Source organism: Acidovorax sp. 106 (genome assembly GCF_003663825.1).
GTDB lineage: Bacteria > Pseudomonadota > Gammaproteobacteria > Burkholderiales > Burkholderiaceae_C > Acidovorax.
The window spans coordinates 4,338,129-4,359,121 of the sequence record NZ_RCCC01000001.1 but is presented as its reverse complement, the minus strand read 5'-3'; the positions used below and the strand labels follow the sequence as shown (position 1 = coordinate 4,359,121).

General features: G+C 61.4%; 16 protein-coding genes. 5 read left to right on the top strand and 11 right to left on the bottom strand.

The window, feature by feature from the left end:
• Positions 1–131: 131 nt before the first annotated feature.
• The 6 genes from C8C98_RS19150 to dapC form a co-directional block, all read right to left on the bottom strand.
• The gene (locus tag C8C98_RS19150) at positions 132–2,177 is read right to left on the bottom strand and encodes an ABC-F family ATP-binding cassette domain-containing protein (protein ID WP_121455566.1); all 2,046 of its coding nucleotides are present in this window, start codon (positions 2,175–2,177) and stop codon (positions 132–134) included.
• A gap of 110 nt (positions 2,178–2,287) precedes the next feature.
• A complete protein-coding gene (gene prmB / locus C8C98_RS19145) occupies positions 2,288–3,199 on the bottom strand; it encodes a 50S ribosomal protein L3 N(5)-glutamine methyltransferase (protein ID WP_121455565.1) in 912 nt (303 codons plus the stop codon).
• Complete coding sequence (gene dapE, locus C8C98_RS19140; RefSeq protein WP_121455564.1) at positions 3,196–4,389, bottom strand: succinyl-diaminopimelate desuccinylase; 1,194 nt, start codon at positions 4,387–4,389, stop codon at positions 3,196–3,198. Before dapE ends, prmB begins: the two co-directional genes overlap by 4 nt.
• Positions 4,390–4,430: 41 nt before the next feature.
• Complete coding sequence (locus C8C98_RS19135) at positions 4,431–5,591, bottom strand: PilT/PilU family type 4a pilus ATPase (RefSeq protein ID WP_121455563.1); 1,161 nt, start codon at positions 5,589–5,591, stop codon at positions 4,431–4,433.
• 95 nt (positions 5,592–5,686) lie between these two features.
• On the bottom strand, positions 5,687–6,520 hold the full coding sequence (gene dapD / locus C8C98_RS19130) for a 2,3,4,5-tetrahydropyridine-2,6-dicarboxylate N-succinyltransferase (protein WP_121456396.1): 834 nt from the start codon (positions 6,518–6,520) through the stop codon (positions 5,687–5,689).
• A 5-nt stretch (positions 6,521–6,525) separates the two neighbouring features.
• A complete protein-coding gene (gene dapC, locus C8C98_RS19125; protein ID WP_121455562.1) occupies positions 6,526–7,731 on the bottom strand; it encodes a succinyldiaminopimelate transaminase in 1,206 nt (401 codons plus the stop codon).
• Between the two features lie 246 nt (positions 7,732–7,977).
• Between dapC and C8C98_RS19120 the strand changes: the two genes are divergently transcribed.
• Positions 7,978–9,465, top strand: coding sequence for a methyl-accepting chemotaxis protein (locus C8C98_RS19120; RefSeq protein ID WP_121455561.1), 1,488 nt, complete (start codon positions 7,978–7,980; stop codon positions 9,463–9,465).
• Positions 9,466–9,527: 62 nt separating this feature from the next.
• Here C8C98_RS19120 and rsxB read toward each other — a convergent pair whose 3' ends face one another.
• The 3 genes from rsxB to C8C98_RS19105 all read right to left on the bottom strand — a co-directional run bounded on the left by rsxB (position 9,528) and on the right by C8C98_RS19105 (position 12,936).
• On the bottom strand, positions 9,528–10,235 hold the full coding sequence (rsxB, locus tag C8C98_RS19115; RefSeq protein WP_121455560.1) for an electron transport complex subunit RsxB: 708 nt from the start codon (positions 10,233–10,235) through the stop codon (positions 9,528–9,530).
• Positions 10,232–11,635, bottom strand: a complete 1,404-nt coding sequence (locus tag C8C98_RS19110) for a polyhydroxyalkanoate depolymerase (protein WP_121455559.1) — start codon at positions 11,633–11,635, stop codon at positions 10,232–10,234. The genes rsxB and C8C98_RS19110 overlap by 4 nt, the downstream gene beginning before the upstream one ends.
• 227 nt (positions 11,636–11,862) lie before the next feature.
• Entirely contained in the window at positions 11,863–12,936 is a 1,074-nt protein-coding gene (locus C8C98_RS19105) for a GTP pyrophosphokinase family protein (protein WP_121455558.1), read from the bottom strand.
• Between the two features lie 260 nt (positions 12,937–13,196).
• Here C8C98_RS19105 and C8C98_RS19100 point away from each other — a divergent pair, with 260 nt between their 5' ends.
• The gene (locus C8C98_RS19100) at positions 13,197–15,962 is read left to right on the top strand and encodes an EAL domain-containing protein (protein WP_121455557.1); all 2,766 of its coding nucleotides are present in this window, start codon (positions 13,197–13,199) and stop codon (positions 15,960–15,962) included.
• A gap of 73 nt (positions 15,963–16,035) precedes the next feature.
• Here the strand turns inward: C8C98_RS19100 and dusA are convergent, their stop codons facing one another.
• Positions 16,036–17,049, bottom strand: a complete 1,014-nt coding sequence (gene dusA, locus C8C98_RS19095; protein ID WP_255423181.1) for a tRNA dihydrouridine(20/20a) synthase DusA — start codon at positions 17,047–17,049, stop codon at positions 16,036–16,038.
• Between the two features lie 298 nt (positions 17,050–17,347).
• Here dusA and C8C98_RS19090 point away from each other — a divergent pair, with 298 nt between their 5' ends.
• Both C8C98_RS19090 and C8C98_RS19085 read left to right on the top strand, forming a co-directional pair.
• The gene (locus C8C98_RS19090) at positions 17,348–17,935 is read left to right on the top strand and encodes a lysophospholipid acyltransferase family protein (protein WP_121455555.1); all 588 of its coding nucleotides are present in this window, start codon (positions 17,348–17,350) and stop codon (positions 17,933–17,935) included.
• A gap of 112 nt (positions 17,936–18,047) precedes the next feature.
• Positions 18,048–19,010, top strand: coding sequence for an IS1595 family transposase (locus C8C98_RS19085; protein WP_121452643.1), 963 nt, complete (start codon positions 18,048–18,050; stop codon positions 19,008–19,010).
• A 239-nt stretch (positions 19,011–19,249) separates the two neighbouring features.
• On the opposite strand, the gene C8C98_RS19080 is transcribed toward C8C98_RS19085, so the two are convergent.
• A complete protein-coding gene (locus C8C98_RS19080) occupies positions 19,250–19,735 on the bottom strand; it encodes an Lrp/AsnC family transcriptional regulator (protein ID WP_121455554.1) in 486 nt (161 codons plus the stop codon).
• Between the two features lie 147 nt (positions 19,736–19,882).
• Between C8C98_RS19080 and C8C98_RS19075 the strand changes: the two genes are divergently transcribed.
• Positions 19,883–20,986, top strand: a complete 1,104-nt coding sequence (locus C8C98_RS19075) for a saccharopine dehydrogenase family protein (protein ID WP_121455553.1) — start codon at positions 19,883–19,885, stop codon at positions 20,984–20,986.
• The last annotated feature ends 7 nt before the right edge of the window (positions 20,987–20,993 follow it).

Genomic DNA, 20,993 nt, shown 5'->3' with positions numbered 1-20,993 from the left:
GACGCCATTCTGCAAAAAAATGCAACGATTTTGCGATGGGTGGGTTTGCTATAAAAAATGTAGCCACCTACACCCGATATGTAAGCGATAGCGCCCAATATGATTGCAAAAAATATACACTTTATTGCACATTACAGTGTGCTTGTGGCGCCCATTTCTTCCAGGGCCCCTGAAACTTCCAGCCACCGTTCCTCCAGCGCCTGAGTTTCATCGTTTCCTTGTTTGAGCCGTTTGCCGCAGTCTGCAATCTCTGCAGGGGGCAGCGGTTGTGTCAGACGTTCTTCCAGGTCTGCGCGTTCGGCAGACAGTGCCGCCAGCCGTTTGTCGATTTGCTCCAGCTCTTTCTTGAGGGGGCGGGCCTTGTCTGCGAGTTGCTGGCGGGTTTGGGCATCCAGGCGGCGCTGCTCTTTGCTGTCGCGCACTGCAGGGGTTGTCGCCGGTGGTGGGGCTGCGGGGGGCTTGGCCACTTCGGCGGTCTTTTCAAGCGCAGGCGCTGGGGTCGATGGTGTTGTGGTCCCCACGGAACGTGAAGCCACTTCATCCAGTCGGGCCTGCTCGCGCAGGCGCTTGGATTCTTCCAGCAGGTAACGCTGGTAGTCGTCCAGATCACCATCGAAGGGCCCCACGACGCCACGGCCCACCATCCAGAAGTCTTCGCAGACCGAGCGCAGCAGCGAGCGGTCATGGCTGACCAGCATGACGGTGCCGTCAAAGTCGTTGAGGGCCATGGCGAGGGCTTCGCGGGTGGCCAAGTCCAGGTGGTTGGTAGGTTCGTCCAGCAGCAGCAGGTTGGGACGCTGCCAGACGATCATGGCCAATACCAAGCGGGCTTTTTCGCCCCCGCTCATAGTGCCCACGGCCTGCTTGACCATGTCGCCCGTGAAGTTGAAGGTGCCCAGGTAGCTGCGCAGATCTTGCTCGCGGCTGGGTTGCTTGGCGTCGGCCCCCAGTTCCTTGGCCAGACGGATCATGTGCTCCAGCGGGTTTTCGCTGGGGCGCAGCACGTCAAGTTCCTGCTGGGCAAAGTAGCCGATGTTCAGGCCCTTGCCTTCGGTCACGCTGCCGCCCAGGGCTTTCATGGTGCGGGCGATGGTTTTGACCAGAGTGGACTTGCCCTGGCCGTTGGCGCCCAAAATACCAATGCGCTGACCGGCCAGCACCGAGCGGTTCACACCCGTGAGGATGGTGGTGGGCGTGCCTTCGTCGTCCACATAGCCGAACGATGCATCGCTGATGGCCAGCATCGGGTTGGGCAGGTTGGCCGGTTCCTTGAACTCAAAGGTGAAGTCGGCTTCGGCCAGCACCGGTCCAATCTTCTCCATGCGTTCGAGTTGTTTGACGCGGCTTTGCGCCTGCTTGGCCTTGCTGGCCTTGGCCTTGAAGCGGTCGATGAACTTCTGCAAGTGGGCCATCTTCTCTTGCTGCTTGGCGAAGCTGGCTTGCTGCAATTCGAGCTGCTGGGCACGCAACTCTTCAAATTTGCTGTAGTTGCCGCCGTAGCGGTTCAACTCGCCCTGCTGGATTTGCAGGGTGACGTTGGTGATGGCATCGAGAAATTCGCGGTCATGGCTGATCACGATCATGGTGCCTGCATAGCGCTTGAGCCAGGCTTCAAGCCAGACGAGGGCGTCCAAGTCCAAGTGGTTGGTGGGCTCGTCCAGTAGCAATAAATCGCTGGGGCACATCAGTGCGCGGGCCAGTTGCAGGCGCATGCGCCAGCCGCCCGAAAAGCTGTTGACGGGGTGGTCCAGTTCGCTGACGCGAAAGCCCAGGCCCAAAATCAATGCCTGTGCACGTGCTACGGCATCGTGGGCGCCGGCGTCGTGCAGGTCTGAATAGGCATGGGCGATGGCCATGCCGTCGTCGCTGGCTTCCGCGTCGAGCAACTGTTGCTGGACTTCGGCCAGGCGGGTATCGCCCTCCAGCACAAAGTCGGTGGCCGATTGGTCGGTCTCGGGCATGTTCTGCGCCACCTCGGCCATGCGCCAGCTGCTGGGGATGTGGAAATCTCCGCCGTCTTCATGGAGTTTGCCGCTGAGCAAGGCAAACAGGCTCGACTTGCCTGCACCATTGCGGCCTACGAGGCCCACGTTTTCGCCAGGGTTGATGGTGGCGGAAACGCTGTCGAGCACGACTTTGGCGCCGCGTCGCAAGGTAACGTTCTTGAGGGTGATCATCCGGAGTTCAGAAAAAAGCGCACCCGCACGGGGCGGGTGGCGTTAAGAAGCTGGGGCTATAGGCTGCCGTAAAGGGGCAACCGACGCAAAATTGGGTGGCCCGTAACCCTCTATTGTGCCGTGAGCCGGGATTGGGCGGTTAAGGCCTGCCGAGTCACCAGCAAAACCTGGTCTTCACCCGCGCTGGTATTCAGCCAAAACACAGGCAATGTGGGGAAGGCTGCTTCAAAGAATTCGCGCTCGTTGCCGATCTCCAGCACAAGCACGGCATGCTCACCCATGCGCGATGGGGCGTCTTGCAGCAGTTGGCGGATGAAGTCCATGCCGTCAGTGCCACCCGCCAGCGCCAGCTCAGGCTCGGCCCGGTATTCAGCAGGCAGGCTAGACATGCTTTGGGCGTTGACGTAAGGCGGGTTGCAGAGAATCAAATCCCAAGGACCGGGTAGCGCGGACAAGCCATCTGACAACTGCAGCGTAATGCGCGACTCCAGGTCATGCTTGTCTACGTTGATGCGCGCGACAGCCAGCGCATCGGGCGAAATGTCAGCGCCGGTGACTTCAATGTCTGGGTAAGCCATGGCCGCCAACACAGCCAAGCTGCCGTTGCCGGTGCACAGGTCCAGGACTCGGTGCGTGTGTTCACCCAAAAAATCGTCAATGCTGCCGTCGGCCAGCAACTCGGCAATGAAGCTGCGCGGCACGATGGAGCGCTCGTCCACATAGAACGGTACGCCTTGCAGCCAAGCCTCCTGGGTCAGGTATGCGGCAGGTTTGCGGGTATGAATGCGCTGCTCCAGCAATGCGGCCACTGCGGCCTGCTCGTCGGCCGACACCAGGCGCTGCGCTTCGGAGTCCGGTGCCTCTGACAAGTCGGTGTCCAGGGCCAAGCCCAGGCGCCACAGCACCAGCCAAGCGGCCTCATCTTGCGCATTGGTGGTGCCGTGGCCAAACGCCAGGCCGGCAGATTGCAGTTGCTGGGCGGCCTGTGCGACGAGTGCCGCCAGTGTGGTGGGGGCGCTCATGCTGCTACCGCCGCGCGGTCCAGGGCTTGGGTGCGCAGGTTTTCCAGCGTGCGGCGGTAGATGTTTTTGAGTGGCTCAATGTCGGCCACCACCACATGCTCATCGATTTTGTGGATGGTGGCGTTGGGCGGGCCGAGTTCAATCACTTGGGGGCAGATTTGGGCAATGAAGCGGCCATCGCTGGTGCCGCCGGTGGTGGACAGCTCGGTGGTCAGGCCTGTCTCGCCCACGATGGCTTGCTGCACGGCGGTGACCAATTCGCCCGGTGTGGTGAGGAAGGGCTGACCACCTAGCGTCCAGCGCAGGTCGTATTCGAGGCCATGGCGGTCCAGCACGGCGTGCACGCGCTGTTGCAGGCCGTCGGCCGTGGATTCAGTGGAAAAGCGGAAGTTGAAATCCACCACCACATCACCCGGGATGATGTTGGTCGCACCGGTGCCGCCATGGATATTGCTGACCTGCCAGCTGGTGGGCGGAAAAAAGGCGTTGCCTTGGTCCCACGTGGTAGCGGCCAGTTCGGCCAAGGCGGGCATGGCTTGGTGAATGGGGTTGCGCGCCAGTTGGGGGTAGGCGATGTGGCCCTGGATGCCGCGCACGGTGAGCTTGCCGCTGAGCGTGCCACGGCGGCCATTCTTGATCATGTCGCCCGTGTGCTCGACCGAAGTGGGCTCGCCCACGATGCAATAGTCCAGCACTTCGCCCCGCGCCTTGAGCTGCTCCACCACAACCTTGGTGCCGTCGACGGATGGGCCTTCCTCGTCGCTGGTCAGCAAGAAAGCCATGTGCAGCGGGGCATCCGGCGAAGCTGCCAGGAATTCTTCGACCGCCACCACAAAGGCGGCGATCGAGGTTTTCATGTCGCTGGCGCCTCGGCCATACAACTTGCCGTCTTTGTGTGTAGGCGTGAACGGGTCACTGCTCCACTGGGCCAAGGGACCCGTGGGAACCACATCGGTATGGCCTGCGAATACTATGGTTTTGATAGCTGCTTGTGCTTTTGCAGCGGGCGCTGCAGGCCGTTTTGCCCACAAGTTGCTGACCCGGAAGTCTGCGGGGCCACTGTCCAGCCGTTCACACACAAAACCCAGGGGCTGCAAGCGCGCTGCCAACAGTTCAAGGCAGCCCTCGTCCAAAGGTGTGACGGAGGGCAGGGAGATCAGCTGTTCAGCCAGTTGCAGGGTACGGGTCATTGGCAATCACAAGGTTTCGAGGGGCGCTGTGCCGTTGAGGCTCAGCTGCCTTTGACGTCCAGCACGATCTCGGTGAAAGAGGGCTGGTCATCGGGGGTGTCGCGGGCTTCTTTTTGCGCCTTGGCTGCGTTGGCGGCCAGGGCAAAGTCGTTTTGCAGGCGCCACATCAGGTTGGTTGGCGAATCCGCGTAGGCCATGCCTTCCTTGCGGTCGATCTTCTTTTCCATGATCAGATGGGCCAGCGCTTCTTCAAAGGTCTGCGAGCCTTCAGCCATGGATTTTTCCATGGCCTCTTTGACGCCAGAAAAGTCGCCTTTTTCCACCAGATCAGACACCAGCTTGGTGTTCAGCATCACCTCCACCGCTGGCACGCGGCCGCCGTCGGTAGTGCGCACCAGGCGCTGCGAGATGACGCCTTTGAGTGCTGAGGCCAGGTCGCCCAGCATGGTGGGACGCACTTCCACGGGGTAGAAGCTCAAAATGCGGTTGAGGGCCTGGTAGCTGTTATTGCCGTGAAGGGTGGCCAGGCACAGGTGACCGGATTGCGCATAGGCAATGGCCGAGGACATGGTTTCGCGGTCGCGGATTTCACCGATCAAGATCACATCGGGGGCCTGGCGCAGCGCGTTTTTGAGTGCGGTTTGCAGTGACTGGGTGTCGCTGCCGATTTCGCGCTGGTTCACGATCGATTTCTTGTTGCGGAACTGGTATTCCACAGGGTCTTCGATGGTGAGGATGTGCCCTGACATGGCGGCGTTGCGCGTGTCGATCATCGACGCCAGGGTCGTGCTCTTGCCTGAGCCCGTGGCGCCCACCACCAGAATCAAGCCGCGCTTTTCCATGATCAGCTCGGTCAGCACCGATGGCAGATTCAGGGATTCAAACTCTGGAATTTGCTGTGAGATGAAGCGAATCACCACTGCGTAGCTGCCGCGTTGGCGCATGGCACTGACGCGAAAGCGCCCCACACCATTGAGCGGCACGCCCATGTTCAACTCACCCGTTTCTTCCAGCTCTTCGATGCGTTCTGCGGGAACGATCTCAGACAGTAGGTTGCGCGGTGCATCCGGCGGAAGGATCTGGTTGTTGATCGGGATGCACTCGCCGTTGATTTTGATCAGCGCCGGGGCGTTGGCAGACAGGTAAACGTCTGACGCTTTTTTCTCGCTCATCAGGCGAAGAATCCGCTCCATCGTACTCATGGTGTATCCCTCTCGTATCGGTCTGCCAACAGCCTCAGCGGGCTCTGTTCAAATTTTCGGCGGCAATCACGCAGGCGCGTCGCAGGTGGGCGAAATCAGTCGCGCAGCAAGTCGTTGATGCTGGTCTTGGAGCGCGTTTGCGCATCGACCTGCTTGACGATGATGGCGGCATACATGCTGTAAGGCGCGCCGTTGGCGGCCGTCTTGGGCAGGTTGCCACTGACCACCACGGAGCCGGCAGGCACGCGGCCGTAGCTGATTTCGCCCGTGGCGCGGTTGAAGATGGGGGTGCTTTGTCCCAGGTACACGCCCATGCCCAATACCGAGTTTTCTTCGACCACAACGCCTTCGACCACTTCAGAGCGGGCGCCGATGAAGCAGTTGTCTTCAATGATGGTGGGGCCTGCTTGCAGTGGCTCCAGTACGCCACCAATGCCTACGCCACCCGACAGGTGAACGCCTGCACCGATCTGTGCGCACGAGCCCACGGTGGCCCATGTGTCCACCATGGTGCCTTCGCCCACGTAGGCGCCGATGTTGACGTAAGAAGGCATCAGGATGGCGCCCTTGGCGATGTAGCTGCCACGGCGTGCCACGGCTGGAGGCACCACGCGCACGCCAGTGGCCTTGAGTTCATCAGCGCTCAGGTGCGCAAACTTGGTTTGCACCTTGTCGTAGAAGGTCAGGTCGCCCGACTGGATCACTTCGTTGTCTTTGAGTCGGAAGGACAGCAGCACGGCCTTCTTGATCCATTGGTGCACGGTCCATTGGCCAACGGCTTCACGTGTTGCCACGCGCAAGGTGCCGTTGTTCAGTTCGGCAATCACCTGGTCCACGGCGTCAGCCACTTCCTTGGGGGCGGACGCTGGAGACAGGCTGGCACGGTTTTCCCATGCGGTTTCAATGGTGTTTTGCAGTTGTTGGCTCATGTTGTTCAAGCAGTACGGGATTGGATGAATTGGACGATGCGCAGTGCGGCTTCCACGCATTCTTCGGTGTCGGCCACGAGGGCCATGCGCACGCGCTGGGCACCGGGGTTGCTGCCCTGGGCCTCGCGGGCCAGGTAGCTGCCGGGCAGCACCGTCACATTGTATTGAGCCAAAAGCGCCTTCGCGAATTCGGCATCGGTCATGCCCAAGGCATCGGGCACTTTGGCCCAGAGGTAAAAGCCAGCGTCGGGCAGGGCCACCTCCATCACGCCCGCCAGCAGCGGGGTGACCTGGGCAAATTTCTTGCGGTACAGGGCGCGGTTTTGCACCACATGCTCTTCGTCGGCCCAGGCGGCAATGCTGGCTTCTTGCACGATAGGGCTCATGGCGCTGCCATGGTAGGTGCGGTAGAGCAAGAAGCTCTTCATCAGCGCTGCATCGCCCGCCACAAAGCCGCTGCGCAGGCCCGGCACGTTGCTGCGCTTGGACAGGCTGGTGAAGGAGATCAGGTTTTTGAAATCGTGGCGCCCCAGCTTGTGAGCAGCTTCGAGTCCACCCAAAGGCGGCTCGTCACGGAAGTAGATTTCGCTGTAGCACTCGTCCGATGCGATCACAAAACCGTAACGGTCACTCAGCGCAAACAGTTTGTGCCACTCGCTCAGTGGCATGACAGCACCTGTGGGGTTGCCGGGGGAGCACACAAAAATCAGTTGCGTGCGCTTCCAGATTTCCTGTGGAACGCTGTCCCAATCCACCGCAAAGTTGCGCGCCGGATCGCTGGGCGCATAGTAGGGCGTGGCCCCCGCCAGCAAAGCCGCTCCCTCATAGATTTGATAGAACGGATTGGGGCATACCACGACTGGGTCGGGTTGGGCTGCATCCACCACCGTTTGCGCAAAGGCAAACAGGGCTTCGCGAGAGCCATTGATAGGCAGCACCTGGGTGGCTGGGCTCAGTGCAAGCTGGTAACGGCGGGCAATCCAGTCGGTGAATGCCGTGCGAAGGCGAATATCCCCTGCGGTGGCGGGATAGCTAGCCAATCCCTCCAAATTGTTGCAAAGTGTGTCTTTGATGAATTGCGGGGTGGGATGGCGAGGCTCTCCCATGCCCAGGCTGATGGGTGAGTAGTGGGCTGGAGGCGTGACCTCAGCGAAAAGTTGCCGCAACCTTTCAAACGGATAAGGCTGCAAGTGAGAGAGCAGGGAATTCATGGGGTTGCATTATGGTGGATGCATGCACTACCTTGATTGCGTCATGGAAGGCTGTTGGCGGGTCGGCATTGGGGCGTTGCTTCAGTCTCACCCAGGCGGCGTGAATAAAACTGTTAGGCTGGGTTTGGGTTTGGGTTTGGCTTCAGTACCTTATCGTTTACCCGCCTGCCTCGCCTTTCGTCAACCGAGCGTAAGAGCGGCCTCCTAGCATGGCCCATATACAAATAGAGACAAGGGACAAAAGACATGGCGGCGTTTTCTCCATTGAGCCCGGGGTTGTGGCTGATGCGGCGCATGCGCTGGCTTGGCAAAGTGGCATGGGGTACTGTGCTTGCCTTACTGGCCGTGGTGTTGGCAGGGCTTTCTGCACCGTATTGGCTGACGGCCACTGCGTGTGCGTTGATGCTTTATGTGCAACTGGCGCTGTGGGTGAGCATGGCCCAGGACATGGAGGCGGTGGCTGGCTCCATGCGCAAAACGACCCAGGGTGACCTGACCGTGCACGCCAGCCTGCAAAGCCGTGACGAGATGGGTGATATGGCCCGTTCGCTGGACCAGATGGTCTACAAACTTTCGGCCATGGTGGCAGACATTCGCAGCAATGCAGCGCTGGTTGCCCACGCAGGACAAAGCCTGGCGCAGGGCAATCGGGCTCTGGCCGACCGTACCGAGCAGCAGGCTGCCAACCTGGAGGAAACGGCGGCGAGTGTTGAGCAGTTGTCGTCGACCGTGCAAAACAATGCCCACACAGCCCTGAGCGCCGATCAAAAGGCCGCCCAGGTGCGGCAGGCCGCAGACAGCGGTGCTCAGTCCATGGGCCTAGCCGTGCAATCCGTAGAGGCTATCCAACAAGGTGCGCGCCGCATGAGCGAGATCATTGGCGTGATTGACGGTATCGCCTTTCAGACCAATATCTTGGCCCTGAACGCTGCTGTGGAGGCTGCCCGCGCGGGCGAGCAGGGTCGGGGCTTTGCGGTGGTGGCCAGCGAGGTGCGCATGCTGGCCCAGCGCTCTGCCGAGGCCGCCCGCGAGATCCGTGACCTGATCCAGACCTCTGTGGGGCAGGTGGAAGGCAGCGCAGGCCTGATTCGCTCCGCGGGCGAAGGGATTTCGGCCATGGCTGGGGGCATTCACAGTGTGGCCGCCAGCATGAGTGAGATTGCCAACTCCAGCAACGAACAAAGCACAGGGCTCAAAGAGATCAGCGGTGCGGTGCAGCAGCTGGACCAGATTACCCAGGACAACGCGCAGATGGTGGGGCTGGCTGTGCAGCAGGCCGAGGCTCTGGAGCAGCGTGCCAGCACCCTGAACCAGGCGGTGGCCGCTTTCAGGCTGCAGCAGGGTACGGCGGAAGAGGCGGTAGCGCTGGTGCGCAAGGCGGTGGCATTGCGCCGCTCCAGCCCACGCGAGCAGTTTCTGGGCCGGATCACAGACAAGGCGGCAGGCTTTCATGATCGCGACATGTATGTGTTCGTGCTCGATGAAGCGGGCCGCTACCTGGCCTTTGGAGGCAACCCCTCCAAAGTAGGCACGCGGGTGCAAGACATTCCGGGCATTGCCGGGGACCAATTGGTGCACGACATCGTGACCCAGGCCCAGCAAGGGCCCGGCTGGGTGGAATACGACATCACCAACCCCGCCACTGGGGTGGTACAGACCAAGATGTCGTTCGTCAGCCAGGTGGACGACTGGTATGTGGGGTGCGGCGTCTACAAAACCTTAGCAGCCCGGTAACTTGGCAAGTTGGGCAAGGTGCAGGCCCGGTCAGTGTGCCCGGCCGGCGGTGTCGGGGCGCCTCAGCTGCCGCCCGCACGCAATTGTCTTGCGCGCTCCATGGCTGCGGCAATCGCTGCGCGCCGAGTGGCCGCTGCGTCCTGCAATGGTGGCTCCGCAGGTGCATCAGCAGGGCCCGCGTCTTCTTCCAGTAAGGTGCGCCGGATGTCTGCGGCTGTTTCGTCCTGCGCCCCGGTTTGGGCGAGGCGCTGTTGGCGTGCAGCGTAACGCTCGCGCGCCTCGTTGGCTTGCTCCGCACTCCAGGCGGCCCAGCCTGTACGTTCGCCGGTCACGCTCTCCAGCTCAATGCAATCCACCGGGCAGGCGGGCACGCACAACTCGCAACCTGTGCAATACGGCTCTATCACCGTGTGCATCAGCTTGTTGGCCCCCACGATGGCATCGGTGGGGCAGGCTTTGATGCACAACGTGCAGCCGATGCACCAGTTTTCGTCAATGAACGCCACGGCACGAACCGATTCTTGTCCGTGCTCAGGGTTCATTGCCAGCGGTGGCACTCCCATGATGCCTGCGAGCCTCTCAATGCCCTGTGCACCGCCCGGTGGGCATTGGTTGATGCCAGCCTCGCCGACGGCTACGGCCTGCGCATAGGTGGCGCAGTCAGGGTAGCCGCAGCGGGTGCATTGGGTTTGGGGCAGCGCCGCATCAATGCGGCGCGCCAGCTCGGCGGTGGTGGCGCGGCCCGCTGTGGCGGGCTGGGCAGGGCTCAAGCCTTGCGTGCCGAGGTGGCTCGGCGGGATCGCTGCGTCGGCGTTGACGTAACGGCCACAGCCGTTGCCGATTCTGCGGGAGCAGGTGCTGCCGCCCCGGTGCGAGAGGTCGCCGTTTTGCTCGCCGGTGCGGCGCTCAACTGGTGTTCCACAATGAACGCCTTGACCTGGGGGTACACGAGTTCGCGCCAGCGTCTGCCGCTGAAGATACCGTAGTGCCCGGCACCTTTGGCTTCCAAATGGCGCTGCTCTTTGCGCACAATGCCAGTGCACAGGTCGTGGGCGGCCTCTGTCTGGCCCGAGCCGGAGATGTCGTCCAGCTCGCCCTCTACCGTAAACAAGGCGGTGGTGGTGATGTCTTGGGGGCGCACCCGTTCTAACTTGCCATCGGGGGAGCGCACATCCCAGGTGCCATTGACCAGCCTGTACTCCTGGAAGACGGTGCTGATGGTCTCCAGGTAGTAATCCGCATCCATGTCCAGCACAGCGTTGTACTCGTCATAGAACTTGCGGTGGGCTTCGGCGCTGGCGTCGTCACCTTTGATCAGGTCTTTGAAATAGTCGTAATGGCTGGAGGCGTGGCGATCAGGGTTCATCGCTACAAAACCGGTGTGCTGCAAAAAGCCGGGGTACACGCGCCGGCCAGCCCCAGGGAAGTTGTCTGGCACCCGGTAGATCACGTTGTTCTCAAACCATTCAAAGCTGCGGTTCATCGCTAGGTTGTTCACCGATGTGGGTGACTTACGGGCGTCGATGGGGCCGCCCATCATGGTCATGGTCAACGGTGTGGTCTCGCCCCGGCTGGCCATGAGGGACACAGCGGCCAGCACGGGCACGGTGGGCTGGCACACGCTGATGACATGGCAGTTGCCATAGGTCCCTTGCAGGTAGCGAATGAACTCCTGCACGTAGTTAACGTAGTCGTCCAGGTGGAATTCACCTTCGGACAGGGGCACCAGGCGTGCATTCTTCCAGTCGGTGATGTAGACCTTGTGGTCTTTGAGCATGGTGCGCACGGTGTCGCGCAGCAGCGTGGCGTAGTGGCCAGACAGGGGGGCCACGATCAGCACCACCGGCTGACCCTTGATCTTGGTCAGGGTGGCAGGATCGTCTGAAAAGCGCTTGAAGCGGCGCAGTTCGCAAAATGGCTTGTCCAGCTCAATGCGCTCATGGATGGCCACCCCCACGCCGTCCACATCTACACTGGGAATGTCAAAGGTGGGTTTTTCGTAGTCTTTGCCCAGGCGGTACAGCAGGTCGTAGCCAGCCGACAGGCGCTGTGCCAGCGGGACCTGGTTGAACGGCGAAACCGGATTGCTGAAGAGTTTGGATGCTGCTTGCGCAAAGTCAGCAAAGGGCTCCATCAGGGAGCGCTGGGTTTCGTAGATCTGGTAGAGCATGGGGCGAAACTCCGTTATGTTGCAGTGCAATATAGCAGCACTCCGCAACAAATGAATGGAGTAAAACCACCAATCGCGAGTCGCCTTGGCGACAACTTGGCGCCCGGGATTGCCATGCTACCTGCCCATTTACAAGGGATTTTTGCTATAAAAAAATATAGCTTCCAGCGCTTTTCCATAGGGCGCTGGTAGCATATTTTTTTGATGAACTAAGCCTTGCCAAGCGTTCAGGTCTGGTTTTCTAGCAGCCAGCTCTCAAAGGCCTGTCGCGCCACATTGCGCAAAGCCGGGCGAAACTTGCCCTTTTGGCCCAGGTACAGGCAGTGGCGCATCACCGTAAACGGGTTGAACGAGGCCTGCGGGTTTTGCTCTTCAAAATGCTGCTTGTAGCGTTTGATGGTGCCAATGGTGTGGCGCAGCAGTTCATTGAATTGCGAGCGGGTCATGCCGGGCTGCCACAGCTGGATATCGGCCACAAAACTGTCCACCTTGGAGGCCTCGAACTCGAAGTCTTTGAAAAAGTGGTTGGCAATCTTGAGGAAGGTGAACGCGTTGAGCTCGCTACCCAGTGCCGATGCCTTGGGCGCCTGTAGGGCATCTTGCTGCGCTTCGGTTGCGGGCTCTGCGGTTTCGTCTGGCGCTTGCAGCAACTCTGCTGCCGTGGCATCTCTGATCTGCAAGAACTCGCGGTCTGCCAGCTCAAACAACGCCGACAGCACATTGATGCGCCGCTTGAGCTGCCCCGGAATGGACTTTTTGTACTTGATCTTGTGGTCCAGCACACTCCACGAGTCTTGGATGATGGTGCGGATCTGTAGCTCGAAAGGCCAGGGGGCTTCTGTTGCTGATTCAGCCTGGGCTTTTGGGGAGGCTTTGGCACGCAGGTCCAGGTGCAGGCCTTTGTAGCCAAACTCGGTTTCCGTGCTTTCCACGGCTGCGGCCTTGTTGGTGACCTCGATCACGGCGTATTGCGACTGCACGAGTTGGGCCACTTTTTCCAGCTCGTCTTCATACAGGCACACCACCCGCACGCCGATCAAGTCGGTGATCCATGGCTGGATTTCATACGGCGTGTTGCTCTCTTCCAGGGCCGCCCGGTACTTGCGGCGGAACTTGCGAATGCACTCGTCAACGTCTTTGACGCGGCCCTCCACCTTGGAGACCTCTATCCCCGGGGCAGCCGCCACCAACTGCTCCAAAGTGTGGATCACGCCAGCGCATGCCGCCTGCAATTGGGGCAGGTGGTCCGCATAAAAGGCACGAAACTGAGATTCTTCGAATTCCAAATCAATCGGTGACATGGTGCGATGTTCTGAGGGTTATCTTGGTGGGCGGTGCTGTGCTTGGGTGATGTCACCCTGCAATCGGCCATCGGCCATCGGGCTGGGATAGCGTACACACTCGCTGGCGCCACCACCGCACCAGCCTGCGCCGTAGGTGTGCACACATTGTAAAAAATCATGTCTGAGCTATCTGGGCATGTTGATAATGCGCTGGTGCAGGCGGCTATGCTGTTTGCTGCGTGCCGGCCAAAAGGCTGGTTGGGCCCCTAGACCGAACGATGCTCCCACCCCCACAAGCAATCCCCACCTTACCGGGACATTCTTCAGCACTACAGCGCCTCTGGGGCTGGGTGTTGGCGCCTGTGCTGTCGCTGGTGATGCTGGGGCTGACCTATGCCCACTGGCGAAGTGAGGAGCGCGGCAGCAGAGACCGGCGGGACGTGAACTTTCAGGTCGCTGCGGAGCGCATTGGCTACAACCTGGCTGACCGCATGGCCACCTACGAGATGGTTTTGCGTGGCACGCGCGGTTACTTCGAGGGCTCGGAGCGCATTGACCGCCAGGAGTTTCGCTCCTATGTCAGCTCACTGCAGTTGCAAGAGACTCGCCCGGGGCTCAAGGGAATATCGCTCATTTTGAAGCTCCCTGCGGCGTCTCTGTCATCGCACATTGAGGACATGCGACAGCGCGGCTTTCCCCAGTACACCGTGCGCCCGCCGGGCGATCGGCCCACCTACGCTGCAGTCACCCACATCGAGCCCCTGGATGCTGAAAACCAGCGTGTTCTGGGGCTGGATGCCTATATGGTTCCTGCGGCCCGCGAGGCGCTGGACCGCGCGGCAGACACGGGTGCCCTGGCGGTGTCCGCCCTGTTGCCGCTGGCGCAAGACGAACCAGCGGGGGGCGCCAGGGGTTTGGTGATGTACCTGCCCATCTATGCCAACGGTGCCGCGCTGGACACGTTGCAACAGCGCCGTGCTGCATTGTTGGGCTGGGTGTCTGCCCCCTTTCATTTGGCAGAGGTGGTTGCCGGGCTGTCCAGAGAGTTTGACTCTGACATCGGCCTGGATGTGCTGGACGGTGATGCCCAGGACGGTAGCAGCTACTTGTACACCGATGCCCGCCTTGAGCACGGGCAGGCACAACGGCAGGTCATTCGCCCCATGGTGTTCGGGGGGCATACCTGGAATCTGCGCATGGTGCCGCTGCCTGCCTTTGAAGATCGCTATGAGTACGAAACGCACCACCTTTCTGCATTGATTGGTGCCTTGCTCAGCTTGGTGCTGGGCTGGTTTGCCTGGCTGCTGGCCACCGGACGCGCCCGGGCTGAGGCATTGGCTTATGCCATGACGGCTGAGCTGCGTGGCGCGCGCGACGAGTTGGCCAGCACACTCAATGCCATTCCAGACTTGCTCATGGAAATCGGCTCCGATGGGCGCATTGCTTACTGCCGCAGCGGGCACCTTGCCCCACTGGCCGAGCCGGCCCGCCACTTCGTGGGCATGCAGCTGGAAGACATTGTTCAGCCTGACGCAGCCGCTGGCTGCCGCGCCGCCATTCAGGCGGCAACAGCCACCGGCTACTCGGCAGGCCATCAATTTCGCCTGGACTTGCAAGGCCAACCCTACTGGTTTGAGTTGTCCATAGCCCGCAAACCCGGGGGGGGACCTGGAGAGCCACCGTGTTTCATCGCGCTGTCGCGAGACATCACCGAGCGCAAAAACGCCGAGGCCCGCTCGCACCAGCTCGCCTACTTTGATGCGCTCACCCAGCTGCCCAATCGCCGCATGCTGATGGACCGCATGGAGCAGGCTGTCGCGGCCGCACAAATCTCCAAGCAGATGGGGGCGGTGCTGTTTGTCGATCTGGACAATTTCAAGCAGATCAACGATGCCCGTGGCCACACGGTGGGTGATGCCATGCTCAAGCAGGTGGCGCAGCGCCTGTTCAGCCTGCTGCGCCCGGGCGACACGGTGGCGCGCCTCAGTGGGGACGAGTTTGTGATGCTGATCGGGCATTTGGGGGCTGACATCGAAGGGGCGGGCAGGGCTGCATTGCTTGTGGCCGAGACCGTGCGTGCCGCCCTGGAGGTGCCCTACAGCATCCAGACCCATCTCTACAGCAGCACCAGCAGCATCGGCATCACGCTGTTTCCCAAGCAAGCCGAGGGCACCGAAGACCTGCTGCGCGAAGCAGACACCGCCATGTACCGCGCCAAAGACATGGGGCGCAATCGCATCCGTTTTTATGAAGCCGCGATGCAGGCCGATGTGCAAGAGCGCCTGGCGCTGGAACAAGACCTGAAGAAAGCCGCAGCCGAAGGGCAATTGGCGGTGTATGTGCAACCCCAGGTCAATGCCCAGGGCGCCGTGGTGGGCGGCGAGCTGCTGATGCGCTGGAACCACCCCGAGCGCGGTAACGTGCCGCCCAGCCGCTTCATTCCCCTGGCAGAGGCATCAGGGCTCATCCTGCGCATGGGCGACTGGATGATTGGCCAGGCCTGTGATGCCCTGGCCAAGCTGCAGGCCCAAGGGCAGGCGCTGTCAATCTCTGTCAATGTGAGCGAGCGGCAGTTTCGGCAAGAAGACTTTGTGGAGCGTATCCGCAATGTGCTGGCCGCCACCGGCGCCAAGCCCGAGTTGCTGATCCTGGAGGTGACCGAAAGCCTGCTGATTGAGAACCTGGACGACACCATCGCCCGCATGACGGAGCTGGTGCAGCTGGGCGTGCGGTTTTCCATCGATGACTTTGGCACCGGCTATTCCAGCCTGGCCTACCTCAAGCGGCTGCCGCTGTACGAGCTCAAGATTGACAAGAGCTTTGTCCAGGATACCCCGGGGGACCCCAACGATACGGCCATCGTGCAATCTATCCTGGCGGTCGCTGGCCACCTGAAGCTGCGGGTGGTAGCCGAAGGGGTCGAGACGCAGGCGCAGGCAGACTTCCTCATCCAAAGCCATTGCGAGTGCCTGCAGGGGTATCTGTTCGGGCGCCCCCAGCCACTATTGGCCTGGCTGGACAAGCAAATGGCCCTTGGCGCATAGCGAGGATGGGCTGGGTCGCCGGGCACAAACCTAAACGCAGACCCAGACCCAGACCCAGCAGGTCATTGAACGATCAATGCTCTTGGTGGTGGAGCAAGGACTCTGCCACTGCCTGTTGGGCCAGTGCAAACACTTCGCGAGCAGGGCGGTCTTTGAGCAGGTGATTGCTCCACACTTGGCGCCAGATGCGCGCGCCCGGCAAACTGTGGCGCAGGCCCAGCATGTGGCGGGCAATGTGCGCCCAGGGCGTGCCATACAGTGCAGCTTCGCGCTCCATGTACTCCACCATCGCGAGTTCCACCTCTTCACGGCTCAGGGGGCAGGGCACACCGCCCTGGCTGCCGTAGTAGAGCGAGTCCCAGCGTGCCAGCCACCAGGGGTTGTGATAGGCCTCTCGGCCAATCATCACGCCGTCCAGGTGCTCCAGCTGCTGCTGCACCACCGCATCTGTGGTGATGCCTCCGTTGATGGCGATGGTGAACTGCGGAAACTCTGCCTTCAGGTGGTGCACCACCTCATAGCGCAGCGGTGGGACATCGCGGTTTTCCTTTGGGCTCAGGCCTTGTAGCCAGGCATTGCGCGCATGCACGATGAACACGGTGCAGCCCGCGTCCGCCACGGTGCCGATGAAGTCGCGCACAAAGCCATAGCTCTCGTCTTTGTCGATGCCAATGCGGTGCTTCACCGTCACGGGCACCGTCACCACGTCCTTCATCGCCTTCACACAGTCGGCCACCAGTTGGGGCGCTTTCATCAGGCTGGCGCCAAACGCACCGCGCTGCACACGGTCGCTGGGGCAGCCGCAGTTCAGGTTGATCTCGTCATAGCCCCATTCCTCGCCCAGCCGCGCGGCCTGGGCCAGTTTGTCGGGTTCGTTGCCGCCCAGCTGCAGGGCCACCGGGTGTTCCTCGGCGTTGTAGCGCAGGTGCCGTTCGGTGCCGCCATGGATGATGGCCCCTACATTCACCATTTCTGTGTACAGCAGCGTGTGTTGCGTAAGCAGGCGGTGAAAGTAACGGCAGTGGCGATCCGTCCAGTCCATCATCGGGGCGATGGACATGCGCCAAGGGCTGAGTTTGGTTTCCACAGGATTCAAAAAAGAAAAAACAAAGTGAGCGCGGCGGCGCAGGAGCGCGCCAGGTCCGGGTGAGGCAGCCGTGCTGCAATCCCCTCGTGCAGCGGCGGATTATCCCATTTGCCCAGGTGCTGCAAAGTAGGCGTTGTGGGTGAAAATGCCATCCAAGCCTTTATTGGAAAGCGCTAATAGCTATTAATTTAATAGCTAAATGGCCTGACCAATCCGCAGCTATGCCCCTGCAAATGTCGCAAAAAGTTTCGGCGATACTTGCGGCAGATCCCTGTCAGGGGGCGTTTCCTTTTTGTCCATGCACCACACCATTTTTGACACCCCGGTGGTCAACACCTTGCTGCGCGCCTTTTCTGTGGCTACTTTGCGTTTGACCGGCTGGCGGATAGAAGGCGCTTTGCCATCCCACGCGGCCAAAAGCGTGTTGATTGCCGCACCCCACACCAGCAATTGGGATTTGCCATACACGCTGATGCTCGCTTTCACACTGCGCCTGCGCGTGTACTGGATGGGCAAGCACAGCCTGTTCCGAGCGCCGTTTGGTGGCGTGATGCGCTGGCTGGGGGGCATCCCGGTGAACCGGGAGCAGTCCACCAATCTCGTTGCGCGTTCTGCCCAAACCATCAGGGACGCAACAGGCCCCATGCAACTCATCGTGCCGCCCGAAGGCACGCGCGGCAAAACGCGGCACTGGAAGACGGGTTTCTATTTCATCGCCCAACAGGCAGGCGTGCCCATCGTGCTCGCGTTTGTGGACTACGGCCGCAAGGTGGGCGGCCTCGGGCCGGTGTTCGAGCCCACCGGCGATTTGGACGCCGACATGGCCGCCATCAAGGCGTTCTATGCCCCCATCCAGGGCAAGAACCCGACGCAGTTCGAGGCCTGAGGGCTTGCGCAAAAAAATGCCTGATTAGCGACATATCTCAGAGTGAGCAGAACAAAGCCTAGGCGCAGGACTCCAACGGACATGCCGAGTTCTCGGCGCCAAGGAGCAAGCGATGTCCATCAACGCGATCCAGTTCCAACGGGGCCTGTCACTGCCTCAGTTTCAGAGCCTTTACTGCAGCGAGCAGCAGTGCGAGCAGGCCCTGGTGGGCGCACGATGGCCCTTGGGCTGGCGGTGCGCGCACTGCGGCTGCAAGCGCTTTTTTCACACCCGCAATGGCACGGGTCGACTGCTGTGGGAGTGCTTCCTTTGTGGCTACCAAAGCTCCTCCATCGTGGGCACTGTAATGGAACACTCCCATGTGCCCCTGAGGCTGTGGTTCCTGGCCATGTACCTGCTGACGCAGAACAAGAATGCCATCAGCGCCCTGGCGCTCAAGCGCCAGTTGGGCGTGTCCTACAAAACGGCATGGCTGATGAAGCACAAACTGATGCAGGCCATGGCCCAGCGCGATGCGCGCTACCTGCTGCAAGGGCGGGTGGAGATTGACGATGCCTACCTTGGGGGCGAGCGGGCAGGACACATCAACGGCGGGCGCCGCGCAGCCAACAAGACGGCCTTCGTCGCTGCGGTGCAGACCAGCACCGATGGCCGGCCCCTGTACATGTGCCTGACACCTGTGGCGGACTTCACCAACGAGCACATGCGGCAATGGGCACAGGCTCACCTAGCGGCGCGCTGCCACGTGGTCAGCGACGGCACTCGGGCCTTTGCGCAAGTGCAGCAGGCGCAGGCTACGCATGAGCGCTACGTGACTGGCGGTGGGCGCAAGGGGGCACAGACACCTCAGCTGCGTTGGGTGAACACCTTGCTGGGCAACCTCAAGACCAGCATGGCGGGCACCTATCACTCGTTTGACCATACCAGGTATGCACAGCGCTACTTGGCCGAGTTCTGCTGGCGATTCAACCGCCGCTTTGATCTGCCTGCCATGCTGCCCAGGCTGTTGAAAGCCTTGGTGACTGCTGGGCCACTGCCTTTGAAAGTGCTGCGGGTATCTGAGGTAAGTAGCTAATCAGGAAAAAATGGCCTCTAGCGCCTGATAGATAGGCGCAGGCAGCTCCTATATTCATAGTATTCAGTGTTTGATTGCGGGCGTGCTGGTCATGACTGATGCGGCCCAGGCCAGGGCTGCCGCGCAAGGGCCTACGCCGACCGCACCGCACCGCCCCGCCGCGCTGGCTGCGTCCCCCTTCCCGATGCGCGCAGCGAGTCGAGAGAAGGGGTGGCGCGGCGCAGCCGCTCAGGGGAATGTCACCCAATAGTTCGCCGGTCAATCTTGCGGCTGAGCACGATACTGGTCTGCGTCTGGTGCACGCCCTCGAGCTGGCCCACGCGGTCGAGCAATGTGTCTAGCTGCTCGTGGCTGCCACAGCGCAAAAACACCAGGTAGTCAAACGGCCCGCTCACGGCCGACACCTCTTCAACCTCGGCCATCGCCTCGAGTGCACGCAGCACGGCGGGCGCAGCCTTGGGCAGCACGCTGATGCTGCACCAGGCCCGCACAGTGGTGGCATCGAGCCGGGTGCCCAGCCGCACGCCATAGCCTGCCACCACGCCTGTGCGCTCCAGCCGTGCAATGCGCGCCACCACGGTGGTGCGCGCCAGGCCCAACCTGCGCGCCAACTGGGCTGTTCCCTCGCGGGCGTTGGCTTGCAGCAGGCTCAGCAACTGGCGGTCGGTGGCGTCCAGCACGGGCAAAGCGGGTGGGGCGGCGTGGGTGGTGGTATCAAACGTCATAGTGGCCATGATATTCGCCGGTATGACAAAACAAAACCCATCTTTCGACGGTTTGGCGGCTACACATTGACAGCACCCTTGCCTAGCATCAAGGCATCTCTACCCCAGCTTGCGGGCATGCCGCAAGCCCATACCAGGAGCACTGCCATGACCACCCCATCCACCCGCCACGCCATCACCATCCTCGGCGCTGGCCACATTGGCTTTGCCATGGCGCTGTTGCTGCAGCAAACCCGCGACTACGACGTTCTGGTGGTGGACCGGGATCCTGCGCGCCTGGCCGAGGTGGCTGCCTTGGGGGCGTCCACCCAATGGGCGACCGACGACGCCAGCTTGCAGGCCGCCATCAACGGTCGTTTTGCCGTGCTCAATGCACTGCCATTTCACCGCGCTGTGCCGGTGGCGACGCTTTGCACCGCCGCTGGGGTGCACTACTTTGACCTGACCGAGGACGTGGCCAGTACCCAGGCCATCCGCGCCCTGGCGGCCAGCGCCCGCAGTGTGCTCATGCCCCAATGTGGCCTGGCGCCAGGCTTCATCGGCATCGTGGGCAACGATCTGGCCCGGCGTTTTGACACCCTGCACACGCTGCGCATGCGCGTGGGGGCACTGCCACGCTACCCCCAGGGCGCCTTGCGCTACAACCTGACCTGGAGCACCGAGGGCCTCATCAACGAGTACTGCAACCCCTGCGAAGCCATTGTGGACGGCGTGCGCACCACCGTGCCCGCCCTCGAAGGCCTGGAGACCTTTGCACTGGATGGGGTGGAGTACGAGGCCTTCAATACCTCGGGTGGCTTGGGCACGCTCACCGAAACGCTCGCAGGCAAGGCCCGGCAGGTGGACTACCAGTCCATCCGCTACCCAGGCCACAACGCCATCCTCAAACTGCTGCTCAACGACCTGCGTCTGCGCGAGCGGCGCGATTTGCTCAAAGACATTCTGGAAACCGCCATCCCCACCACCGATCAGGACGTGATCGTGGTGTTTGCCACGGCCTCGGGTCTGCGCGGTGGGCGTTTGCTGCAAGAGTCGTACTCGGCCCACATTGTGGGCACCGAACTGGCGGGCCACCGGCTCAGCGCCATCCAGCTCACCACTGCCGCAGGCATTTGCACCGCGCTGGACCTGGTCGCCCAGGGGCGGTTGCCGCAGCAAGGCTTTGTGGGGCAAGAGGCCGTGGCGTTGGCAGACTTTGTGTCCAACCGGTTTGGAGTGGCCTATGCGGGAGACCATGCGCTGGTGCTTTAAGGCCTCA

What these genes read in the sequence shown, in the direction of transcription:
- C8C98_RS19120 (WP_121455561.1), top strand. Translation starts at nt 7,978, where the DNA reads ATGGCGGCGTTTTCTCCATTGAGCCCGGGGTTGTGGCTGATGCGGCGC.
- C8C98_RS19085 (WP_121452643.1), top strand. Translation starts at nt 18,048, where the DNA reads ATGTCCATCAACGCGATCCAGTTCCAACGGGGCCTGTCACTGCCTCAG.
- C8C98_RS19090 (WP_121455555.1), top strand. Translation starts at nt 17,348, where the DNA reads ATGCACCACACCATTTTTGACACCCCGGTGGTCAACACCTTGCTGCGC.
- C8C98_RS19105 (WP_121455558.1), bottom strand. Translation starts at nt 12,936, where the DNA reads ATGTCACCGATTGATTTGGAATTCGAAGAATCTCAGTTTCGTGCCTTT.
- C8C98_RS19100 (WP_121455557.1), top strand. Translation starts at nt 13,197, where the DNA reads ATGCTCCCACCCCCACAAGCAATCCCCACCTTACCGGGACATTCTTCA.
- dapD (WP_121456396.1), bottom strand. Translation starts at nt 6,520, where the DNA reads ATGAGCCAACAACTGCAAAACACCATTGAAACCGCATGGGAAAACCGT.
- C8C98_RS19080 (WP_121455554.1), bottom strand. Translation starts at nt 19,735, where the DNA reads ATGACGTTTGATACCACCACCCACGCCGCCCCACCCGCTTTGCCCGTG.
- C8C98_RS19150 (WP_121455566.1), bottom strand. Translation starts at nt 2,177, where the DNA reads ATGATCACCCTCAAGAACGTTACCTTGCGACGCGGCGCCAAAGTCGTG.
- dapC (WP_121455562.1), bottom strand. Translation starts at nt 7,731, where the DNA reads ATGAATTCCCTGCTCTCTCACTTGCAGCCTTATCCGTTTGAAAGGTTG.
- C8C98_RS19075 (WP_121455553.1), top strand. Translation starts at nt 19,883, where the DNA reads ATGACCACCCCATCCACCCGCCACGCCATCACCATCCTCGGCGCTGGC.
- prmB (WP_121455565.1), bottom strand. Translation starts at nt 3,199, where the DNA reads ATGAGCGCCCCCACCACACTGGCGGCACTCGTCGCACAGGCCGCCCAG.
- C8C98_RS19110 (WP_121455559.1), bottom strand. Translation starts at nt 11,635, where the DNA reads ATGCTCTACCAGATCTACGAAACCCAGCGCTCCCTGATGGAGCCCTTT.
- dapE (WP_121455564.1), bottom strand. Translation starts at nt 4,389, where the DNA reads ATGACCCGTACCCTGCAACTGGCTGAACAGCTGATCTCCCTGCCCTCC.
- C8C98_RS19135 (WP_121455563.1), bottom strand. Translation starts at nt 5,591, where the DNA reads ATGAGTACGATGGAGCGGATTCTTCGCCTGATGAGCGAGAAAAAAGCG.